Origin of the sequence: Streptomyces sp. NPDC059696 (assembly GCF_042733745.1) — a bacterium.
GTDB lineage: Bacteria > Actinomycetota > Actinomycetes > Streptomycetales > Streptomycetaceae > Streptomyces.
This window is the reverse complement of record NZ_JBHWFG010000009.1, coordinates 25,797-42,270: the sequence shown is the minus strand read 5'-3', so window position 1 is coordinate 42,270 and position 16,474 is coordinate 25,797. Positions and strand designations below refer to the sequence as shown.

General features: G+C 71.7%; 11 protein-coding genes and 1 pseudogene. 8 read left to right on the top strand and 4 right to left on the bottom strand.

The window, feature by feature from the left end; genetic code table 11:
* Positions 1-152 precede the first annotated feature (152 nt).
* Positions 153-2,432, top strand: coding sequence for an ATP-dependent RecD-like DNA helicase (locus tag ACFV20_RS12100; RefSeq protein WP_385655374.1), 2,280 nt, complete (start codon positions 153-155; stop codon positions 2,430-2,432).
* Positions 2,433-2,611: 179 nt separating this feature from the next.
* On the top strand, positions 2,612-3,901 hold the full coding sequence (locus ACFV20_RS12095) for a citrate synthase (RefSeq protein ID WP_385655372.1): 1,290 nt from the start codon (positions 2,612-2,614) through the stop codon (positions 3,899-3,901).
* Positions 3,902-4,638: 737 nt separating this feature from the next.
* Here the strand turns inward: ACFV20_RS12095 and ACFV20_RS12090 are convergent.
* The 3 genes from ACFV20_RS12090 to ACFV20_RS12080 form a co-directional block, all read right to left on the bottom strand.
* Complete coding sequence (locus ACFV20_RS12090; protein WP_385655370.1) at positions 4,639-6,876, bottom strand: heavy metal translocating P-type ATPase; 2,238 nt, start codon at positions 6,874-6,876, stop codon at positions 4,639-4,641.
* A 138-nt stretch (positions 6,877-7,014) separates the two neighbouring features.
* Positions 7,015-7,254 (bottom strand): heavy-metal-associated domain-containing protein, encoded by a 240-nt coding sequence (locus ACFV20_RS12085; protein WP_385655368.1) that lies wholly within the window; start codon positions 7,252-7,254, stop codon positions 7,015-7,017.
* 69 nt (positions 7,255-7,323) lie between these two features.
* Positions 7,324-8,001 (bottom strand): TetR family transcriptional regulator, encoded by a 678-nt coding sequence (locus ACFV20_RS12080; RefSeq protein WP_385655366.1) that lies wholly within the window; start codon positions 7,999-8,001, stop codon positions 7,324-7,326.
* A gap of 160 nt (positions 8,002-8,161) precedes the next feature.
* Between ACFV20_RS12080 and ACFV20_RS12075 the strand changes: the two genes are divergently transcribed.
* On the top strand, positions 8,162-10,501 hold the full coding sequence (locus ACFV20_RS12075) for an MMPL family transporter (protein WP_385655364.1): 2,340 nt from the start codon (positions 8,162-8,164) through the stop codon (positions 10,499-10,501).
* A gap of 200 nt (positions 10,502-10,701) precedes the next feature.
* Entirely contained in the window at positions 10,702-11,745 is a 1,044-nt protein-coding gene (locus ACFV20_RS12070; protein ID WP_385655362.1) for a zinc-dependent alcohol dehydrogenase family protein, read from the top strand.
* Positions 11,746-11,807: 62 nt separating this feature from the next.
* On the opposite strand, the gene ACFV20_RS12065 is transcribed toward ACFV20_RS12070, so the two are convergent.
* Positions 11,808-12,008 carry an AlpA family transcriptional regulator gene (locus ACFV20_RS12065; RefSeq protein ID WP_234847426.1) on the bottom strand — a complete coding sequence of 67 codons (201 nt, stop codon included), beginning with the start codon at positions 12,006-12,008 and terminating at the stop codon, positions 11,808-11,810.
* A gap of 486 nt (positions 12,009-12,494) precedes the next feature.
* Between ACFV20_RS12065 and iolC the strand changes: the two genes are divergently transcribed.
* The 4 genes and pseudogenes from iolC to iolD all read left to right on the top strand — a co-directional run bounded on the left by iolC (position 12,495) and on the right by iolD (position 16,471).
* Positions 12,495-13,445: a 5-dehydro-2-deoxygluconokinase gene (gene iolC, locus ACFV20_RS12060; protein WP_385655360.1), complete on the top strand. Its 951-nt coding sequence runs from the start codon at positions 12,495-12,497 to the stop codon at positions 13,443-13,445.
* Positions 13,442-14,323, top strand: a complete 882-nt coding sequence (locus ACFV20_RS12055; protein WP_385655358.1) for a deoxyribose-phosphate aldolase — start codon at positions 13,442-13,444, stop codon at positions 14,321-14,323. Before iolC ends, ACFV20_RS12055 begins: the two co-directional genes overlap by 4 nt.
* Before the next feature lie 67 nt (positions 14,324-14,390).
* Positions 14,391-14,501: pseudogene (locus ACFV20_RS12050) on the top strand (5-deoxy-glucuronate isomerase); the annotation flags it as partial.
* Positions 14,502-14,587: 86 nt separating this feature from the next.
* Positions 14,588-16,471, top strand: coding sequence for a 3D-(3,5/4)-trihydroxycyclohexane-1,2-dione acylhydrolase (decyclizing) (gene iolD / locus ACFV20_RS12045; RefSeq protein WP_385655356.1), 1,884 nt, complete (start codon positions 14,588-14,590; stop codon positions 16,469-16,471).
* The last annotated feature ends 3 nt before the right edge of the window (positions 16,472-16,474 follow it).

The window sequence follows — 16,474 nt, the reverse complement described above, 5'->3', positions numbered from 1 at the left end:
ACCGGGATGCTTGAACGGTAAAGCTTCGGGCCCTCTTGTGAATGCGCCGTGAAAGCTGAACCCCGGTGCGCATACTGATCGGTCGCTTTACGGGTGGAGCACCGGTGTTCCGCCCCCGCCGCACTGTCGTACCCGGGCGGTACCGTCGGATCATGACCGATCAGGCGGGGGCCGCCCAGACGGGCGAGCGGCGACTGGCCACGCTGGAAGGCGTACTGGAACGCATCACGTACTCCAACGAGGAGAACGGCTACACGGTCGCCCGGGTCGACACCGGCAGAGGCGCCGGCGACCTGCTCACCGTCGTCGGTGCCCTGCTCGGCGCACAGGTCGGCGAGTCCCTGCGCATGGAGGGCCGCTGGGGCTCCCACCCGCAGTACGGCAAGCAGTTCCACGTCGAGAACTACACGACCGTCCTGCCCGCCACCGTCCAGGGCATCCGCCGCTACCTCGGCTCCGGTCTGGTCAAGGGCATCGGCCCGGTCTTCGCCGACCGCATCACCCAGCACTTCGGCATCGACACCCTCCAGATCATCGAGGAGGAGCCCAAGCGCCTCATCGAGGTCCCCGGCCTCGGCCCCAAGCGGACGAAGAAGATCGCCGACGCCTGGGAGGAGCAGAAGGCCATCAAGGAGGTCATGCTCTTCCTCCAGACCGTCGAGGTGTCCACCTCCATCGCCGTGCGCATCTACAAGAAGTACGGCGACGCCTCCATCTCGGTCGTGAAGAACCAGCCCTACCGGCTCGCCTCCGACGTCTGGGGCATCGGCTTCCTCACCGCCGACAAGATCGCCCGGTCCGTCGGCATCCCGCACGACAGCCCCGAGCGCGTCAAGGCGGGCCTGCAGTACGCCCTGTCCCAGTCCACCGACCAGGGCCACTGCTTCCTCCCGGAAGAGCAGCTGATCAAGGACGCGGTGAAGCTCCTCCAGGTCGACACGGGCCTGGTCATCGAGTGCCTGGCGGAACTGGCCGAACCCCCCGAGGACGGCGAGGACCCCGGCGTCGTACGGGAGAAGGTGCCCGGCCCCGACGGCGGGGAGCCGGTCACCGCGATCTACCTCGTCCCCTTCCACCGCGCCGAACTGTCCCTCTCCGCCCAGCTGCTGCGCCTCCTGCGCACGGAGGAGGACCGCATGCCGGGCTTCCGGACCGTGTCCTGGGACAAGGCGCTGACCTGGCTGAAGGGGCGTACGGGCACCGAGCTGGCCCCCGAGCAGGAGGCCGCCGTCAAGCTGGCGCTGACCGAGAAGGTCGCCGTCCTCACCGGCGGCCCGGGCTGTGGCAAGTCCTTCACGGTCCGCTCGATCGTGGAGCTGGCCCGCGCCAGGAAGGCCAGGGTCGTGCTCGCCGCCCCGACCGGCCGGGCCGCCAAGCGCCTGTCCGAGCTCACCGGCGCCGAGGCCTCCACCGTCCACCGCCTGCTGGAGCTCAAGCCCGGCGGCGACGCGGCCTACGACCGGGACCGCCCGCTGGACGCCGACCTGGTCGTGGTCGACGAGGCGTCCATGCTCGACCTGCTCCTCGCCAACAAGCTGGTCAAGGCCGTCCCGCCGGGGGCGCACCTGCTGTTCGTCGGGGACGTCGACCAGCTGCCCAGCGTCGGCGCGGGGGAGGTGCTGCGCGACCTCCTGGCCGACGGCGGCCCGATCCCGGCGGTCCGGCTCACCCGGGTCTTCCGGCAGGCACAGCAGTCCGGTGTGGTGACCAACGCGCACCGGATCAACGCGGGCCACCACCCGGTCACGGACGGCATGAAGGACTTCTTCCTGTTCGTCGAGGACGACACCGAGGAGGCCGGCCGGCTCACCGTCGACGTGGCCGCCCGCCGCATTCCGGCCAAGTTCGGCCTGGACCCCCGCCGTGACGTCCAGGTCCTCGCCCCGATGCACCGCGGCCCGGCCGGCGCCGGCGCCCTCAACGGCCTGCTCCAGCAGGCCGTCACCCCGGGCCGCCCCGACCTGCCCGAGAAGAGATTCGGCGGACGGGTGTTCCGTGTCGGCGACAAGGTCACCCAGATTCGCAACAATTACGAGAAGGGGAGGAACGGTGTCTTCAACGGCACCGTCGGCGTGGTCACCTCGCTCGACCTGGTCGACCAGCGCCTGACGGTGCTCACCGACGAGGACGAGGAGGTGTCGTACGAGTTCGACGAGCTCGACGAGCTGGCCCACGCCTACGCCGTGACGATCCACCGCTCCCAGGGCAGTGAGTACCCGGCCGTCGTCATCCCGGTCACCACGGGCGCCTGGATGATGCTCCAGCGCAACCTGCTCTACACGGCCGTCACCCGGGCCAAGCAGCTGGTCGTCCTGGTCGGTTCGCGCAAGGCGATCGGCCAGGCGGTGCGCACCGTTTCGGCGGGCCGGCGGTGCACGGCACTCGACTTCCGGCTCGGTTCAGCAAAAAATGATCGATCAAATGAGTCGTGAAGGTCACAAGCCACTTCCGGAAGGGGAGCGCAGGGGGCAGGATGAGCAAGTTGACGGCACTCAGTGCCGTCAATAGGCCCGATGGTCGACCCCGAGTGCACTCTCCTGAGCCAAGTGGGGGATGGTAGAGACAGTCAGGGCAACCTCGAAGATGAGGCACAACGTCGGTGAGGGAAGACGTGAGCGACAACTCTGTAGTACTGCGGTACGGCGACGGCGAGTACACCTACCCGGTGATCGACAGCACCGTCGGTGACAAGGGCTTCGACATCGGAAAGCTCCGCGCCCAGACCGGTCTGGTGACGCTGGACAGCGGGTACGGCAACACCGCCGCGTACAAATCCGGCATCACCTACCTGGACGGTGAGGCGGGCATCCTGCGCTACCGCGGGTACCCGATCGAGCAGCTGGCCGAGCGCTCCACCTTCCTGGAGGTCGCCTACCTGCTGATCAACGGCGAGCTGCCGACCGTCGACGAGCTCTCGGCGTTCAAGAACGAGATCACGCAGCACACCCTGCTGCACGAGGACGTCAAGAACTTCTACAAGGGCTTCCCGCGCGACGCCCACCCGATGGCCATGCTGTCCTCGGTCGTCTCGGCGCTGTCCACGTTCTACCAGGACAGCCACAACCCGTTCGACGAGCGCCAGCGCAACCTCTCGACGATCCGTCTGCTCGCCAAGCTCCCGACGATCGCCGCGTACGCGTACAAGAAGTCGATCGGTCACCCGTTCGTCTACCCGCGCAACGACCTCGGCTACGTGGAGAACTTCCTGCGCATGACCTTCTCGGTCCCGGCGCAGGAGTACGAGCTGGACCCGACCGTGGTCTCCGCGCTCGACAAGCTGCTGATCCTGCACGCGGACCACGAGCAGAACTGCTCGACCTCCACGGTCCGCCTGGTCGGCTCCTCGCAGGCGAACATGTTCGCCTCGATCTCCGCCGGCATCAACGCCCTGTGGGGCCCGCTGCACGGCGGCGCCAACCAGTCCGTGCTGGAGATGCTGGAGGGCATCCGCGACTCCGGCGGCGACGTCGACACCTTCATCCGCAAGGTGAAGAACAAGGAGGACGGCGTCCGCCTGATGGGCTTCGGCCACCGGGTCTACAAGAACTTCGACCCGCGCGCCAAGATCATCAAGGCCGCCGCGCACGACGTGCTGTCCGCCCTCGGCAAGTCCGACGAGCTGCTGGACATCGCGCTGAAGCTGGAGGAGCACGCGCTCTCCGACGACTACTTCGTCTCGCGCAGCCTCTACCCGAACGTCGACTTCTACACGGGCCTGATCTACCGGGCCATGGGCTTCCCGACCGAGATGTTCACGGTCCTGTTCGCCCTCGGCCGGCTGCCGGGCTGGATCGCCCAGTGGCACGAGATGATCAAGGAGCCGGGCTCCCGCATCGGCCGCCCGCGCCAGATCTACACGGGTGTGGTCGAGCGCGACTTCGTTCCCGTCGAGGAGCGCTGAGCGCGGCAGTACCAGCGCGTCGGTCCCCGTATCCGCTTGCCGGGTGCGGGGGCTTTTGCGTGGGACTTTGCGTGGGCTTGTGCCGGGGCAGGGCGGCGAGGTGGGACGGGCAGGCGCGGACGGGGCCCTCGCATGCCGCCGGATGATCCCTCACGTGATTTCTTACGCAATGAAGAAGGCGCCCCGGCGTCGGTCCCCCCACGGGCCGACGACCAGGGCGCCTTCCCAGTCCCGGTTCGGATTCCCCCCACGGGATCCGGCCGGGCGTCTGTGAGGACAGCGCCTGAACCGCTGTTGAGCAGAACGAGCAGAACTCGCCGTACTTCTGTGAGGTGCGATCTGCCGGGACAGCGCACGCCCGGGAGGGCCGCTCAAAGCTTCCCGGCGTACGTGCCCCGGCAACGCTCCCCCAAGCTCTCAACTCCGTTCGAGCAGGGAGGTACCCCCAACTGAGGAAGTCCCCCAAGACATCCCCAGATGCCAGGTGGCGCCCCCCAAGACGCTCCCTGACATCGTCAACTTAGACCGTCGAACCTCTCAGATGGTTACGTTCACATCACTGTGATCTGCGTCTCTTGCATATGTCCTATAGCTGCGCAAGAGCCCGGATGTCCCGTCCGAGACCCAAGCGTAAGGATGATGCGCGAGCCTTGTGAAGAGCTTATGTGAGCCCGGCCCGGGACTCCAGAGGGGCTCAAATCACGTTCGTCATGAACGCCGGTGGAATTCGGGCGACTTCACCGAAATGTCCGCAACCGCAGACTGTTCGTGACGACGAACACCGACGAGAAGGCCATCGCGGCCCCGGCGATCATCGGGTTCAGCAGGCCCGCGGCGGCCAGCGGCAGCGCGGCCACGTTGTAGCCGAAGGCCCACACCAGATTGCCCTTGATCGTGGCCAGGGTCCGGCGGGACAGCCGGATCGCGTCCGCGGCCACCCGCAGATCACCGCGGACCAGGGTCAGATCACCCGCCTCGATCGCCGCGTCCGTGCCGGTGCCCATCGCCAGCCCCAGATCGGACACGGCGAGCGCGGCCGCGTCGTTGACGCCGTCCCCCACCATGGCGACGACCCGCCCCTCGGCCTGCAGGCGCCGCACCGCGGCGACCTTGTCCTCGGGCAGGACCTCGGCCACCACCTCCTCGATCCCCACGGCGGCCGCCACCGTCTCCGCCACCGTCCGGTTGTCCCCGGTCAGCAGCACCGGAGTGAGCCCCAGCGCGCGCAGCTCCCGCACGGCCTCGGCGCTGGTCTCCTTGACCGCGTCCGCCACCGCCAGCACGGCCCGCGCCGTCCCGTCCCAGCCGGCCAGGACCGCCGTGCGCCCGGACCGTTCGGCCTCGTCCCGGGCGCGGGCCAGCTCGGGCGGCACCGCGTCGAAGAGCCGTCCCACGGCGACCTCACGGCCCTCCACGCGCCCGCGTGCGCCCCGCCCGGCGACGTTCTCGAATCCCTCGACGTCCGGCAGCGGCCCCGCGCTCTCCTCGGCGCCCCGCGCGATCGCACGGGCCACGGGGTGCTCCGAGGCGTGCTCGACGGCGCCCGCGAGCCGCAGCACCTCCTTCGCGTCGGTGCCCTCGGCGACGTGGACCTCCTGGAGGGTCATCCGCCCGGTGGTGACCGTGCCGGTCTTGTCCAGCACGACGGTGTCGACCCGGCGGGTGGACTCCAGGACCTCGGGGCCCTTGATGAGGATGCCGAGCTGGGCGCCGCGGCCGGTGCCGACCATCAAGGCGGTCGGGGTGGCCAGGCCCAGCGCGCACGGGCAGGCGACGATCAGGACCGCGACGCCCGCCGTGAACGCGGCGACAGCGTCCCCGGTCAGCCCGAGCCAGGCCCCGGCCGTCGCGACGGCGATCAGCAGGACCACCGGCACGAAGACTCCCGCGACCCGGTCGGCGAGCCGCTGCACCTCGGCCTTGCCGTTCTGCGCGTCCTCCACCAGCCGTGCCATCCGCGCGAGCTGGGTGCCCGCGCCGACCCGGGTGGCCTCGACGACCAGCCGGCCCCCCGCGTTGACCGTGGCGCCGGTGACCGCGTCCCCGGCCGTCACGTCCACCGGCACCGACTCGCCGGTCAGCATCGAGGCGTCCACCGCGGAGGTCCCCTCGACGACGGTGCCGTCGGTGGCGATCTTCTCCCCGGGCCGTACGACGAACCGGTCTCCCACGGCCAGCCGCTGCGCCGGGATGCGCACCTCGCGCCCGTCCCGCAGCACGGCCACGTCCTTGGCGCCCAGTTCCATCAGCGCCCTGAGCGCGGCACCGGCGCGGCGCTTGGAACGGGCCTCCAGCCAGCGTCCCAGCAGGATGAAGGCCGTGACACCGGACGCGACCTCCAGGTAGATGGCGGAGGCGCCGTCACCGCGTGAGACGGCGAACTCGAACGGGTGCCGCATCCCCGGCATGCCCGCGTCGCCGAGGAACAGCGCCCACAGGGACCAGCCGAACGCGGCCAGCGTGCCCAGGGAGACCAGCGTGTCCATGGTGGCGGCGCCGTGCCGGGCGTTCGTCCAGGCCGCCCGGTGGAAGGGGAGTCCACCCCAGACGACGACCGGTGCGGCGAGGGTGAGCGAGAGCCACTGCCAGTTGTCGAACTGCAGCGCCGGGACCATCGCCAGCAGGATCACGGGCAGGGCGAGGGCGGCGGAGACGGTCAGGCGCCGCCGCAGGGCGGAGAGCTCGGGGTCCTCGTCGGCCTCGCCGGTCTCCTCCCGCGGGGGCGCCGGCTCCTCGGCGGTGTAGCCGGTCCTCACCACGGTGGCGATCAGGTCGGCGACCTCGGTCCCCTCGGGGTACGCGATCCGGGCCTTCTCCGTCGCGTAGTTCACCGTGGCCGTCACCCCGGCCATGCGGTTGAGCTTCTTCTCGACGCGGGCCGCGCAGGAGGCGCAGGTCATCCCGCCGATGAGCAGCTCGACCTCGGCGAGGGCCGGCTCGCGGCCGGCCGGTGCCGGGGCGGTGGTGCTGGTCATGTCCTCACTCCAGTGATGCGCGCGCCCGGGAAGCGCGACGGGCCGTACGGGCCGGGGCGGCGGCGTACGGCCCGTACACGGGTACGAGTGCCAGGACCGGCGCGTCTCAGACCTCGCCGGCCGCGGAACGTGGGGGGCTCAGGCCCGGCCGGCCAGTTCGAAGCCGGCCTCGTCGACGGCGGCACGCACCGCCTCGTCGTCGACCGGGGCCGCGGAGACGACGGTGACCTCACCGGACGTGGCGACGGCCGTCACCGAGCTCACGCCGGGGATCCGGGAGATCTCGCCGGACACCGCGCCCTCGCAGTGTCCGCAGCTCATGCCGCTCACCTTGAAGACGGTGGTGACGGGGCCCGTGGTGTCGGTCTGGGCGGTCATGTCGTTACTCCTCGCAGAGGCAGGTGGGGCTCGGGGGCCCGCTGGGGACCCGCACCCTCCACTGTACCCCTAGGGGGTATCGGGACACGACGCCCCCGCCAGCGGTCGCAGATACCTCAGAAGGGCGTCCTTCAGCTCCTGGACGTACGCCTCCCGCTCGGCGCCCTCGTGGGCCAGGATCAGCTCCAGACCGGCCTTGTAGATGCCGACGCACATCTGGGCGGTGCGGGTGACGGCCGGGGCGGACGCGTCGGGCACGAACGGGGCGACGAGCGCCTCGACCCGGGCGACCAGGGTGGTGTGCAGCGCGTCGTGCTCCTCGGCGATACGGCCCGGGATGTCGGGGCCGTGCATCAGCGCGAAGAAGGCCGGGTGGCGGCCGTTGAACTCGATGAACCGGTCGACGGCCCCGGTGATCACTTCCTCCAGCGGGGTCACCGTGGGGTCGATCGGGGTCAGGATCTCGTCGTAGGACTGCCGCATCTCGTGCATGAGCCGGCTGCCCAGCTCGATCGCGATCGCTTCCTTGTTCGGGAAGAACTGGTACAGCGTGCCCGGGGAGACGCCCGCCTCGCGGGCGATGGCGTTGGTGCTGGCGGCCGTGTAGCCGGTCGTGGAGAAGACCGCGGCGGCGGCCTCGAGCAGCTGGGTGATGCGCCGCTCGCCGCGGGCCTGGCGGCGGCGCGGCCGGTCCTCGGCCGTCGCCGTCGTCGTCTCGGTACCGGCTTTCTCGGGCTTCTCGGGCACGCGTTATCCCCAGGTCTGATCACGTGATTGACAAACGCGAGCGGTCACTCGCATTCTGGAGCCAGAAATGCGAGCGATCTCTCGTGTTTGCCGGTTCTTGGCAGCTCCATGCTGTCAGGCTGCGCCTGGACACGGGTCTCGGTGAAGGGGACACCGCACGATGACCGAAGTCAACACACCGCCGCGCGTCCGGGGCTGGACCCGTTTCGTCACCGCCCGGCCCAGACTGTCGCTGCTGGTGGCGCTGGTGCTCACCGCGCTCGCGGTGCTGGCCGGCAGCGGCGTGGCCGACCGGCTCGGTGCCGGTGGCTGGGAGGACCCGTCCGCCGAGTCCACCCGCGCGACCAAGGCCCTGGAGCGCGAGTTCCCCGGCTCCCAGCCCAATCTGCTGCTCCTGCTCGACGCCGGTGACGCCTCGGTCGACGACCCGGCCGTCGCCGCCGAGGCCGAGCGGCTCACCGAGCGGCTGGCGGCCGAGCGGGGCGTCACCGGCATCGGCTCCTACTGGCGGTCCCGCGCCGCGGCCCTGCGCTCACAGGACGGCCACGAGGCGCTGATCGCCGCGCGCCTCACCGGCGACGAGAAGACCGCCGGCGAGACCCTGGAGCGCATCGCACCCCACTACCGCGGCACACACGGCCCGGCGGAGATCACGGTCGGCGGCCCGGTCGCCGTGCGGCACGAGATGCAGACGATCATCCAGGAGGACCTGACCCGGGCCGAGCTCATCGCCCTGCCGATCACGCTCGTCCTGCTGGTGATGGTCTTCGGCAGCGCGGTCGCGGCCCTGCTGCCGCTCGGCATCGGCATCGTCGCCATCCTCGGGACCAACGCGATCCTGCGCGCCCTCACCGAACTGACCGACGTGTCCGTGTTCGCGATCAACCTCACCACGGCCCTCGGCCTCGGCCTCGCCATCGACTACGCCCTGTTCATCGTCCGCCGCTTCCGCGAGGAGCTGTCGACGGGCGCCGCACCCGTGACGGCGATCGGCACCACCCTGCGCACAGCGGGCCGCACCGTGCTGTTCTCCGCCCTCACCGTCGCGGTGTCCCTGGCCGCGATGCTGGTCTTCCCGCAGTACTTCCTGCGCTCCTTCGCCTACGCCGGGATCGCGGTCGTCCTGCTGGCCGCCGCGGCCGCGCTCATCCTGCTCCCGGCCGCGCTGACGCTGCTCGGCCACCGGGTCAACTCCTGGGACCTGCGCCGGGTGTTCCGTCGCGGCCACCGGCCGGAGCAGGCCGGGGAGGAGGACGGTGCCTGGGCACGCACGGCGACGCTCGTGATGCGCCGCGCCCCGGTCTTCGCGCTGGGCACCACCGCCGTCCTCGTCCTGCTGGGGCTGCCCTTCCTGGGCGTGAAGTTCGGCACCGCCGACGACCGACAGCTGCCCTCGGCGTCCGAGTCCCACGTCGTGCAGCAGCACATCCGGGAGGGCTTCGCGGGAAGCCCCGGCGGCGGTCTAGAAGTGCTCGCCGAGGGCCCTGCGACCGAGGCCCAGTACGGCGCCTACAAGGAGCGGATCGCCCGGCTGCCCGACGCGCTGCGCGTGGACGGGCCACTGGTGAAGGGCGACTCCGCGTACTTCACGGTGCTGCCGAGGGGCGAGGCGGTCGGCGATCCGGCGCAGCGTCTCGTCGGTGAACTGCGCGCCGTGGACGCCCCCTTCCACACCGAGGTGACCGGCACGGCGGCCGTGCTGGTCGACTCCAAGCACGCCATCGGGGAGCGTCTGCCCCTCGCGGCCGTCTTCATCGCGATCGTCACCCTGCTCCTGGTCTTCCTCCTCACCGGAAGCGTGCTGATACCGCTCCAGGCGGTCGTGCTGAACGCGCTCAGCCTGACGGCCATGTTCGGCGCGGTCGTCTGGGTCTTCCAGGACGGCCACCTGTCCGGCCTGCTCGGTTTCACCAGCCCGGGCTCCATCGAGACGACCCTGCCGGTCCTGATGTTCTGCGTGGCGTTCGGCCTGTCCATGGACTACGGGGTGTTCCTGCTGTCCCGCATCAAGGAGGAGTACGACCACACCGGCGACCATGAACGGTCCGTGCGGTTCGGCCTGCAGCGCACGGGCGGGCTGATCACCGCGGCGGCGGTCATCCTGGCCGTGGTCATGGTCGCGATCGGCACCTCCCGGGTGACCAACACCAAGATGCTCGGGCTGGGCATCGCCCTGGCGGTCCTGATGGACGCGATGATCGTCCGCAGCCTCCTGGTCCCGGCGGTCATGCGCCTCACGGGCCGCGCCACCTGGTGGGCCCCGGGCCCACTGCGCCGCTTCCACGCCCGCTTCGGCCTGAGCGAGGCGGATCCGGCACCGGCGGGGGACGGGGAACGGGCACCTGCTGCGGACGGGGAACCGATGACGAGCGAGGATCCGTTGAGCGGCGGGGGATCGCCAAAGGGCGGGGAATTGCCAAAGGGCGAGGGATCGCCAAAGGGCGAGGGATCGGCGAACGGCGGTGAACCGGCCCGGGACAAGGTCGGCCCCCGGAGCTGAGTCCCGCCGCCGGGGCCCGCCGCCGGGGCCCGCCGACCCCCGGTCCGTGCGAAGGGCTAGCGTGCCCCTGACGCGACGGACCGAGGCGCGACGCACTGAGGCGCGACGCACTGAGGCGCGAGGGGCCGAGGCGCGACGGGCCGAGGCGTGCACAGCGGTGGGCCCCGGGTCCCCGGGCACGAACGAGAGGCGGGTAGGTCATGCGGGCCGTGGTGTTCGAGCGGTACGGGGAGCCGGCCGAAGTGCGGGACGTGCCGGATCCCGAGCCCGCTGAGCACGGCGTCGTCGTGCGGGTGGAGGCCACAGGGCTGTGCCGCAGCGACTGGCACGGATGGCAGGGCCACGACCCGGACATCACCCTGCCGCACGTGCCCGGGCACGAACTCGCCGGGGTCGTCGAGGCGGTGGGCGCCCGGGTGACCCGGTGGCGGCCCGGCGACCGGGTCACCGTGCCGTTCATCTGCGCCTGCGGCACGTGCCCGTCCTGCGCGGCGGGAGCCCACCAGGTGTGCGAGCGCCAGACCCAGCCCGGCTTCACCCACTGGGGATCCTTCGCCCAGTACGTGGCGCTGGACCACGCCGACGTCAACCTCGTGGCACTCCCCGGGGAGCTGTCGTACGCGACGGCGGCCTCGCTCGGCTGCCGGTTCGCCACCGCCTACCGGGCGGTGGTGCAGCAGGGCCGGGTCGCGGCGGGGGAGTGGGTGGCGGTCCACGGGTGCGGCGGCGTCGGTCTCTCGGCGGTGATGATCGCGGCGGCGTCGGGCGCGCGGGTGGTGGCCGTCGACGTGTCGGCCGGGGCCCTGGACCTGGCGCGCGGATTCGGGGCGGCGCAGTGCCTGGACGCCACGTCCGTGCCGGACACCGCGGCGGCCGTCCGTGACCTCACCGGCGGCGGCGCCCACCTCTCCCTCGACGCCCTGGGCTCGCCCGGCACCTGCGCCGCCTCGGTGAACGGCCTGCGCCGCCGCGGCCGGCACGTCCAGGTCGGCCTGCTGCCCTCACCGGACGGCACCACACCCGTGCCGATGGCGCGCGCGATCGCCCTCGAGCTCGAACTGCTCGGCAGCCACGGCATGGCCGCACACAGCTACCCGCCGATGCTGGAGCTGGTCCGCGGCGGTGTGCTGCGCCCCGACCTGCTGGTGACGTCGACGATCGCGCTGGACGACGCCCCGGCCGCGCTGGCGGCGATGGGCACGGCACCGGGAGCGGGAGCCACGGTCATCGAGCCCTGGCGCTGACACCCCGGCGGACGACCGTGCCCCACGCGAGGGTGGGGCACGGTACGGGCCGGAAGAGGGGGTCAGTCCGCTCTTCGGCCGCGGTTGCCGGGCCGGGAGGCGACCCAGGCCCGGACCGTGTCGGCGTACCAGTAGGGCTTGCCGCCCTCGACATGGTCGGGCGGGGGCAGCAGCCCGTGTTTGCGGTAGGACCGCACGGTGTCCGGCTGCACCCGGATGTGCGCTGCGATCTCCTTGTAGGACCAGAGTCTCCGGTCGGTCATGACGTGCACCTCCCCGCGCGCACCACGGCGGCGGCCGTGGACGGCCGTCCGGGGGAGCCGGGCGCTGCGCTGGCGATCAACAAGCCTGTGTCCGGTCAACGACGCCCGGTGAGAGGGGGCAGGCCCTGTGGGCCGGGTGTGACGGAAGACCCGCGTACACGCGACATGTGTGACACGGGAGGGGCGTTTGTGACACAGCCGGGGCAAAGGTGCCCGCGGGATCGGCGGCGGGGTGCCTTGACGCCGTGCACGCCGCCGGTGGCGGGCCGTCCGGAGAGGCGGGCCGGGGCGCGGGGCTGAAGACTACGGAACTGTGAGCGCACGAACGCTGCCCCGGCCCCGGCTGCGGCCGCTGGACCGCACACACCGTACAGCGCCAGACGGAAAGCGCTGTCATGATCTGGTCCGAATGTCTGGACAAAACATTGACAGGGCCTCGCGAGGGGGCTAGAAAGCCGGGGAGAGCCGAGCATCGAGGGGACACCGATGACGTACGACCTGATCACCATGGGGCGGATCGGAGTGGACCTGTATCCACTGCAGACCGGCGTCCCGCTGCCGCAGGTCACGTCCTTCGGCAAGTTCCTCGGCGGCTCGGCGACCAACGTCGCGGTCGCGGCGGCCCGTCTGGGGCGGCGGACGGCAGTGATCACCCGCACCGGGGACGACCCCTTCGGCACCTACCTCCACCAGGCGCTGCGGGACTTCGGCGTGGACGACCGCTGGGTCACCCCGGTGCCCGGCCTGCCCACCCCGGTCACCTTCTGCGAGGTCTTCCCGCCGGACGACTTCCCGCTGTACTTCTACCGCCGCCCCAAGGCCCCCGACCTGGAGATCGACGCCCACGAGCTCGACCTCGACGCCATCCGTGACGCCCGGGTCTTCTGGGTCACGGGCACGGGCCTGAGCGAGGAGCCCAGCCGCACGGCGACCCTCGCGGCCCTCGCCCACCGCGCCAAGGCGGGCACGACCGTCTTCGACCTCGACTGGCGCCCGATGTTCTGGGCCGACCCCGACACCGCCCGCCCCTTCTACGCGGAGGCCCTGCGCCACACCACCGTCGCCGTGGGCAACCTCGACGAGGTGGAGGTCGCCACGGGCGTACGCGAACCGCACGCCGCAGCCCGGGCCCTCCTGGACGCGGGCGTCGAACTCGCCGTCGTCAAGCAGGGCCCCAAGGGCGTCCTCGCGGTGAGCAGCGCCGGTGAGAGCGCCGAGGTCCCGCCGTTGCCGGTGCACGTCCTCAACGGCCTCGGCGCCGGAGACGCCTTCGGCGGCTGCCTCGTCCACGGAATGCTGGCCGGGTGGGACCTGGAGAGGACCATGCGGCACGCCAACGCCGCCGGCGCCATCGTCGCCTCCCGCCTGGAGTGCTCCTCCGCGATGCCCACCCCGGACGAGATCGAGGCGGCCGTCACCGCGGGGGCCGTCCAGTGAGCGTGAACATCTCCGACCTCGTCCACCTGCGCAGCCACCGCCCGGAGGCGATCGCCGAGGCCGCCGCCCGCCGCACCCGCCGGCCGCTGCTGAACGGCAACGGCCGCCTGATGGTCGTCGCCGCCGACCACCCGGCCCGCGGCGCCCTCGGGGTCGGCGGCCACAGGCTGGCCATGGCCAACCGCGCGGACCTCCTCGAACGCCTCTGCCTGGCCCTGTCCCGCCCGGGGGTCGACGGCGTCCTCGCGACCGCTGACATCCTCGACGACCTGCTGCTGCTCGGCGCCCTGGACGGCAAGGTCGTCCTCGGCTCGATGAACCGCGGTGGCCTGCAGGGCGCCAGCTTCGAACTCGACGACCGTTTCACCGGCCACCGCCCCGAGGACATCGAGCGCCTCCGCTTCGACGCGGGCAAGCTGCTCCTGCGCATCGACTACGACGACCCGGGCTCCCTCACCACGATGGAGTCCACCGCCCGCGCGATCGACGACATGGCCGCCCGGAGACTCCCCGTCTTCGTCGAGCCGTTCCTCAGCCGCCGCACCCCCGAGGGCAAGCTCGGCAACGACCTCTCCGCCGAGGCCGTCACCAAGTCGATCGCCATCGCCTCGGGTCTGGGCGGCACCTCCGCCTACACGTGGCTGAAGGTGCCGGTCACCGAGAACCCCGACGACATGGCCGAGGTCATGGCGGCCTCCACCCTGCCCGCCGTGCTGCTCGGCGGGGAGGTCGGGGACGACCAGGACGGCGCGTACGAGAAGTGGCGCGGCGCCCTGCACCTGCCCACCGTGCGCGGGCTGGTGGTCGGCCGTTCGCTGCTGTATCCGGCGGACGGCGATGTGGCCGCCGCCGTGGACACCGCCGTCGGACTGCTGTGAGGGCCGCCTCATGACCACCCGCACCGTCACCACGGGCGACAGCACCCACGACCACGCGTTCCATCGCCCGGGCGCGTCCCGGGCCCAGATCGCCTCCGGCGCGGGAGGCCGCTTTGCTTTGGCAGGAGCGAAGAGCGAGCGACAACTCCCCGCCCGCTACGGCCCCGCGCCGGAGGTCTCCCCGACGAGGCGTACGCGGCCTCCCCAGGTGAACGCCCGTCGTCACCGTCGCGTATCCGTGACCACCCAGAGGGAGGGACACCGATGACCCCGACGACGAGACTGACCGTCGCACAGGCGCTCGTGCGCTTCCTGTCGGCCCAGTACACCGAACGCGACGGCGTCCGGCAGCGGCTCATCGGCGCCACCTGGGGCATCTTCGGCCACGGCAACGTCGCCGGCATCGGCCAGGCGCTCCTGGAGCACGCCGAGGAGATGCCCTACCACCAGGGCCGCAACGAGCAGGCCATGGTGCACGCGGCGGTCGGCTACGCACGCCAGTCGAACCGTCTGTCCACCCACGCGGTGACGACGTCCATCGGCCCGGGCGCCACCAACCTCGTCACCGGCGCCGCCCTCGCGACCATCAACCACCTCCCGGTGCTGCTCCTGCCCGGCGACGTCTTCGCGACCCGCCCGGCCGACCCGGTCCTGCAGCAGCTCGAAGTGCCGTACGCGGGCGACGTGTCGGTCAACGACTGTCTGCGCCCGGTGTCGAGATACTTCGACCGGATCACCCGGCCCGAGGTCCTGATCCCGTCCGCGTTGAACGCGATGCGCGTGCTCACCGACCCCGTCGAGACCGGCGCCGTCACCCTCGCCCTGCCCCAGGACGTGCAGGCCGAGGCGCACGACTGGCCCGAGGAGTTCTTCGCCGAGCGCGTCTGGACCGTACGGCGGCCCGGCGCCGACCCGGCCGAACTCGCCGAGGCGGTGCGCACGATCCGGGCGGCACGGCGGCCCCTGGTCGTCGCGGGCGGCGGCATCCACCACAGCCGCGCCGAGGAGGCCCTCGCCGAGTTCGCGCGGACCACCGGCATCCCGGTCGCCTCCACCCAGGCCGGCAAGGGCTCCCTGCGCCACGACCACCCCCAGGACGTCGGCGGCGTCGGCCACACCGGCACCGCCACCGCGGACGAACTCGCCCGCACCGCCGACCTGGTGATCGGCGTCGGCACCCGGTACACCGACTTCACCACCGCCTCCGGCACGCTGTTCGGCAACCCCGGCGTGCGCTTCCTCAACCTCAACATCGCGCCCTTCGACGGTCACAAGCTGGCCGGTCAGCCGCTGGTCGCGGACGCCCGCAGCGGTCTGCAGGAGCTCACCGACGCCCTCCGGGTGCACGCGTACCGGGTCGCCCGCACCTACGCGACCGAGTACACCGAGGACAAGGAGCGCTGGGAGCAGCGCGTCGACGCCTGCTACGAGGTGGACGAACCCGACACCCGCCCGACCCAGCCCCAGGTCCTCGGCGCCCTGGACGAGATCGCCGACGCCTCGGACATCCTGATCAACGCCGCCGGTTCCCTCCCCGGCGACCTGCACAAACTGTGGCGGACCCGGTCGCGCGACCAGTACCACCTGGAGTACGGCTACTCCTGCATGGGCTACGAGATACCGGCCGCCATCGGCGTGCGGATGGCCGCCCCGGACCGGCCCGTGTGGGCGCTGGTCGGCGACGGCACGTACCTGATGATGCCCACGGAGCTGGTGACGGCCGTGCAGGAGGGCATCGCGATCAAGGTCCTGATCATCCAGAACCACGGCTACGCCTCGATCGGCGGTCTGTCGGAGTCGGTGGGCGGCGAGCGGTTCGGCACCGCCTACCGCTTCCCGGCCGAGGACGGCTCGTACACCGGGGCGCCGCTGCCCGTCGACCTCGCCGCCAACGCGGCCAGCCTCGGCATGCGTGTCCTGCGCGCGAAGACCGTCCGGGACCTGCGCGAGGCCCTCGCCGAGGCCCGGGCGGCCGACACTCCCACATGTGTCTACGTCGAGACCCAAACGGCAGACACAGTGTCGGGCGCGCCTCCCGCGCAGGCCTGGTGGGATGTACCCGTGGCCGAGACCGCGACACGGCCGTCCGCGGTCAAGGCACGTGAGCTGTACGAACGGCACGTCTCCACCCGACGCCGCCATCTGTGAAGG